A 5843-nucleotide genomic window follows, 5' to 3' on the forward strand; every position below is an offset into this window, starting at 1 on the left:
CGGCCGATGTTGCCGGTGGCCATGGCCAGGTTCGCCATGCCCATCACCATCGTCGAGCCCTGGCTGTGTTCGGTGACACCCAGGCCGTAGTAGATCGCCGCGTTGCCGCCGGTCGCGTACAACCGTGCCGCGGCACGGAGGTCCGCCGCCGGCACGCCGCTGATCGACTCGGTGACCTCAGGGCTGTTCTCCGGACGGGCGATGAACTCCGCCCACTCCGCGTAACCCTCGCACCGCTCGGCGACGAAGTCCTGGTCCACCAAGCCCTCGGTGACGATGACGTGCGCGAGGGAGTTGACCACGGCCACGTTCGTGCCCGGCCGCAGCGGCAGGTGGTACTCCGCTTCGATGTGCGGCGAGCGCACCAGGTCGATCCTGCGCGGGTCGATCACGATCAGCTTGGCACCGTCGCGCAGGCGCTTCTTCATCCGCGACGCGAACACCGGGTGCCCGTCGGTCGGGTTCGCGCCGATCACCACGATCACGTCGGCCTCGGCCACCGACTTGAAGTCCTGGGTCCCCGCCGAGGTGCCGAAGGTCTGCTTGAGGCCGTAGCCGGTCGGTGAGTGGCACACCCGGGCGCAGGTGTCCACGTTGTTGTTGCCGAACGCGGCGCGGACCATCTTCTGCACCACGTAGACCTCTTCGTTGGTGGTGCGGGAGGAGGTGATCCCGCCGATCGCACCCACCCCGTAGCGCTCCTGCACCTCGCGCAGCTTCGTCGCGGTGTAGGAGATCGCGGTGTCCCAGTCGACCTCCCGCCACTCGTCGGTGATCGACTCCCGGATCATCGGCGTGAGCACCCGGTCCGGGTGGCTGGCGTAGCCGAAGGCGAACCGGCCCTTGACACAGGAATGGCCCTCGTTCGCGCCGCCGCCCTTGTACGGCACCATCCGCACCAACTCGTCGCCGCGCAGCTCCGCCTTGAACGAGCAGCCGACGCCGCAGTAGGCGCAGGTGGTGATCACGCTGCGGGTCGGCATACCCAGCTCCACCACCGACCTCTCCTGCAGCGTGGCGGTCGGGCACGCCTGCACGCACGCGCCGCAGGACACGCACTCGGAGTCCATGAAGGACATTCCGCCGGCTGACACCTTCGAGGCGAAGCCGCGGGCCTCGATGGTCAGCGCGAGCGTGCCCTGGATCTCGTCACAGGCCCGCACGCACCGGGAGCAGACGATGCACTTGGACGACTCGAAGTCGAAGTAGGGGTTGCTGCTGTCCGTCGGCAGGTCCAGATGGTTCTCGCCGTCGTAGCCGTAGCGAACCTGGCGCAGGCCGACCACGCCGGCCATGTCCTGCAGTTCGCAGTCCCCGTTGGCCGAGCAGGTCAGGCAGTCCAGCGGGTGGTCGGAGATGTAGAGCTCCATGATGCCCTGGCGCAGCTTCTCCAGCCGAGGCGTCTGGGTGCGGACCTTCATGCCGTCGGTGACCGGCGTGGTGCACGAGGCCGGCGTTCCGGGGCGCCCGTCGATCTCCACCAGGCACAGCCGACAGGAGCCGAACGCCGCCATGCTGTCCGTCGCGCACAGCTTGGGAATGTCCACACCGGACAGTGCGGCCGCGCGCATGACCGACGTGCCGGCCGGTACGGTCACCGGCAACCCGTCCACCTCGACGGCGACGGTGGCCGGGCCGGACACGTCCGGGGTGCCGAGGTCAGGTTCCTTGAGCAAAGCCATGCCGTGTCTCCTCCTGGCGCGGAGTGAAGTCGTCCGGGAAGTGCCGCAGTGCGCTGAGCACCGGGTTGGGGGTCAGCCCGCCCATCGCGCACAGTGATCCGTCGGTCATCAGTTCGCAGAGATCGCTCAACAGAGCCAGGTTCGTGTCCGGATCCTGGCCGGCGACGATCTTGTCGATGGTCTCGACGCCGCGCACCGAACCGACCCGGCACGGGGTGCACTTGCCGCAGGACTCCTCGGCGCAGAACTCCATCGCGAAGCGGGCCATCGCGGCCATGTCGACGGTGTCGTCGAACACCACGATGCCGCCGTGGCCGAGCATCGCCTTGGCCGCGGTGAACGCCTCGTAATCCAGCGGGATGTCCAGCTCGTCGGCCGGCAGGTAGGCGCCGAGCGGGCCGCCGACCTGCACCGCGCGCACCGGGCGGCCGGAGCGGGTGCCGCCGCCGAAGTCGTTGACCAACTCGCCGAGAGTGCGGCCGAACGCCGTCTCGAACACCCCACCCCGGGCGATGTTTCCGGCCAGCTGGAACACCTGCGTGCCGCGCGAGCGGCCGCTGCCGAGCGCGGCGTAGGCTTCGGCGCCGCCGGTCAGGATCGCCGGCACCGACGCCAGCGTGAGCACGTTGTGCACCAGGGTCGGCTTGCCGAACAGCCCGGTGATCGCCGGGATCGGCGGCTTGGCGCGGACCATGCCGCGCTTGCCCTCCAGGCTGTCCAGCATGGAGGTCTCCTCGCCGCAGATGTACGCCCCCGCCCCCACCCGCAGGTACAGGTCGAAGGCCAGCCCGGACCCGAGCACGTTCTCGCCGAGCCAGCCGCGCGCGTAGCCGATCTCGATCGCCTGCCGCAGCGTGCTGGCCGCGTCCGGATACTCGGAGCGCAGGTACACGTAGCCCTCGCCGGCGCCGGTGGCATACGCGGCGATCGTCATGCCCTCGATCAGGCAGAACGGGTCACCCTCGATCAGCATCCGGTCGGCGAAGGTGCCGCTGTCGCCCTCGTCGGCGTTGCAGCACACGAACTTCAGCTCGTCCGGCGTGTCCAGGACGGTCTTCCACTTGATCCCGGCCGGAAAACCCGCACCGCCCCGGCCGCGCAGGCCGGACTCGCTGATCTGGGCGACCACCGCGGCCGGCTCGAGCTCCAGCGCGCGCCGCAGCCCCGCGAGCCCGCCGTTGGCCAGGTAGTCGCCGGGCGATAGCGGATCGGTGATACCGACCCGCCGGAAGCACAGCCGCTGCTGAGCGGCCAGCCACGGCAGTCGGTCCACCGGGCCGACACACAGCTCATGGTCACCGCCGAGGTTCGCGAGCAGCCCGGGCACATCGGCCGGCGACACCGGCCCGTAACCCACCCGGCCGGCCCCGATGTCCACCTCCACCAACGGTTCCAGCCACAGCATGCCGCGGGAACCGTTGCGTACCAGGCGGAAGTCCGAACCCACGAGCTCGCGTGCGAGCGCGGCGGCCACCTCGTCGGCACCGACCGAGCGGGCGGCCGAGTCGCGCGGCACGTAGATCGTGGTGGTCATGAGGACCCCGTCTCCGCCCCACGCAGATCAGCACTGAGCACCAGCTCGTCCAGCCGGCTCTCGTCCAGCTTGCCGTAGAGCCGGCCGTTGATCTGGGCGGCCGGACCGAGCGCGCAGTTGCCAAGGCAGAACACCTGTTCGAGGGTCACCGACCGGTCCGGCGTCGTCTGACCCAGCCGCACGCCGAACACCTGCATGGCGTGCGCGGCGAGCCGCTCGGCGCCGACGGACTGGCACGCCTCGGCCCGGCACAGCCGGACCACCACCCGACCGGGTGGTTCCGAGCGGAAGTCCGAGTAGAAGCTGACCACCCCGTGCACCTCGGCCCGGGACAGGTTCAGCTCGTGGGCGATGACCGGCACCATGTCGGCGGTGACGCAGCCGAACTCGGCCTGCACACCGTGCAGGATGGGCAGCAGCGCGCCCCGGTCGCCACGGTGCACGGCGATCACGGCCCGGACCCGCTCGGCCACGGACTGTTCGCCCCCACCGGGAGTCATCTCCACCTCCCATTTACGTGGTCTGTCCGCGTTTCCGATGATAGTGGCTGGCAAGGCCCGCGGCGGAACACCCGGTGCCACCTGCGGCGATGCTCCCGGAGGCGGTGTGGTGAGCGGGTCAGTCCGGTTCGACGATCTGGATCGCGCCGGACGGGCAGATCAGGGCGGCCTGCCGGGCGGTGTCGCGCTGGTCGGCCGGTGGCTCGCTGTTGAGCAGGATCACGGTCCCGTCGTCCGCACGCTGGCCGAAGGTCTCCGGGGCGAGCATGGCGCACTGTCCTGATGCGACACACGTGGTGGTGTCCGCCGTCAGCCTCATGTCAGCCTCCTCGTCGCGGCCGGTGCCTCACCACAGCACCGGGACCGACGTCACGCCGCCGGCGAGCCGGTTCGACCGCATCTCGATGTCGCCGAGGTCGACGGCCAGCCGCAGACCGGGGAACCGACCGAACAGCAACGGGAACACCGTGCGCAGCTCGGTGCGGGCCAGATTGGCGCCGATGCAGACGTACGCGCCGTAACCGAACCCCACGTGCAGGTTGGGTTGCCGGCCCGGATCGAACTCCTCCGGCGCGGTGAACGCGGCCGCGTCGCGGTTGGCCGAGTCGATCGCGATCAGCACCGCATCGCCGCACGCGATCGGCACGCCGGCGATCTCCACGTCCTGGTGGGCATAGCGCACCATCCCGGTGCCACCGGAGGATGCCAACCGCAGAATCTCCTCGACGGTCGACTCGACCTGCCCGTCCGGGTCGGCGACGAACCGGTCCCGCCGGCCGGGATCGCTGAGCAGGAACAACACCCCGACCGAGATCCGGTTGGAGGTCGTCTCATGGCCGGCGAACAACAGGCCGGTCGCCAGCCGGATCAGCTCCTCGTCGGTGAAGGTCGGATCCTCCGCCTGAGCGGCGATCAGGTCGGAGATGACGTCCGGAGCGGGAGCGGTTCGCTTGGCCGCGACCAGCCCGGCGACGTAGGCGTTGAACTCGGCCATCGCCAGTTGGGCGTCCGCGCCGCCGTCGTAGTCCGAGATTCGTTCGGAGAAATCGCGGAACAGCGCGCGGTCGGCGTACGGCACGCCGAGCAGCTCGCAGATCACCAGTACCGGCAACGGGAACGCGAGCACCTCCTGGATGTCCACCGGTTCGCCGGGCCGGGCGTCGTGCGCGGCCTGCATGTCGTCAAGGCAACCCAGGGTCAGCTCCCGGATCCGGTCACCGAGCCGGCGCATCCGCGGTGCCGAGAACGCCGGCGCCAGCATCCGGCGCATGCGTTTGTGGTCCCGCTCCTCGGTCTCGTAGTTGCCGGACGGGCCGTCGAGCAGCGCCGCCCCGGTGATCCGTGCGGCCCGCTCCGGCGCCGGATGCGACCGGCCGAACCGGCTGTCCCGGAAGACTTCCCGCGCCGCGTCGAACGTGGTCACCAGCCACGCGGGGTCGCCGGCCGGCGTCAGCACCCGCACCACCGGTCCCTCCCGCCGCAGCTGCTCGTACAGCGGCGGCGCGGTCAACGCATCGGGCCGCTCGAACGGCAGTCGCAACGTCGGATTCGCGGTATTCGTCATGATCCATCCCCTCAACCAGCCGAGCTCCCAACCATCTCAGCGTGTTCGACTCTAGTCCCGGGTAACCGGATTGCTACCCTGGGTTAGGCGCGGGGTTGCCTTTTTCGTCCGGAGACCTGCGAACCGCGATCTTCGGGCCGGCCGCCGTGCTCCGTAACTCGGCTGATCAGCGGCGCGCATCGGACGTGGGAACGCCCGGCCGGGCGGTTGCCGGGCCGGGCGCGGGGGTGGGGGTGGGTGGTGATCAGATCAGCCAGTGGTTGCGGCGCACGATGTCGAGCCGTTCCCAGCGGTTGCCCAGGCCGTAGTAGCGGCCGGCGTAGAGGGCGGCGAGGGTGAGTAGGACCAGGGCGTAGATGATGTGGTCGTCGAGGATGGGGTTGGTGGAGCGGGTGAGTTCGCCGGTGGCGGTGTGTTGGGCCAGTGGCCATTCGGCGGCCCACATCAGCAGCAGCATCAGCGAGCCGCTGACCGCGGCGATGCGCATTGCGACGCCGGTCAGTAGGGCGATGCCGATGCCGGCCAGGCCGAGCATGAACAGCCAGTTGGCCCAGGGGTCGCCG

5 protein-coding genes and 1 pseudogene are annotated in these 5843 nt (G+C 70.1%); all 6 read right to left on the bottom strand.

The features are described from left to right. On the bottom strand, positions 1-1682 hold a 1682-nt coding region (locus VFV67_RS23280; protein ID WP_326472743.1), incomplete at its 3' end, for a molybdopterin-dependent oxidoreductase. After that, complete coding sequence (locus VFV67_RS23285) at positions 1660-3216, bottom strand: NADH-quinone oxidoreductase subunit NuoF (protein WP_326472744.1); 1557 nt, start codon at positions 3214-3216, stop codon at positions 1660-1662. The genes VFV67_RS23280 and VFV67_RS23285, both read right to left, overlap by 23 nt. Then, positions 3213-3716, bottom strand: a complete 504-nt coding sequence (locus VFV67_RS23290) for a formate dehydrogenase subunit gamma (protein WP_326472745.1) — start codon at positions 3714-3716, stop codon at positions 3213-3215. The genes VFV67_RS23285 and VFV67_RS23290 overlap by 4 nt, the downstream gene beginning before the upstream one ends. Before the next feature lie 118 nt (positions 3717-3834). Continuing rightward, entirely contained in the window at positions 3835-4035 is a 201-nt protein-coding gene (locus tag VFV67_RS23295) for a ferredoxin (RefSeq protein ID WP_326472746.1), read from the bottom strand. Positions 4036-4062: 27 nt separating this feature from the next. After that, positions 4063-5280, bottom strand: coding sequence for a cytochrome P450 (locus VFV67_RS23300; RefSeq protein ID WP_326472747.1), 1218 nt, complete (start codon positions 5278-5280; stop codon positions 4063-4065). A gap of 244 nt (positions 5281-5524) precedes the next feature. Next, positions 5525-5843: pseudogene (locus VFV67_RS23305) on the bottom strand (hypothetical protein); the annotation flags it as partial.

Source organism: Actinophytocola sp. (genome assembly GCF_035762905.1).
Taxonomy (GTDB): Bacteria; Actinomycetota; Actinomycetes; order Mycobacteriales; family Pseudonocardiaceae; genus DASYTH01.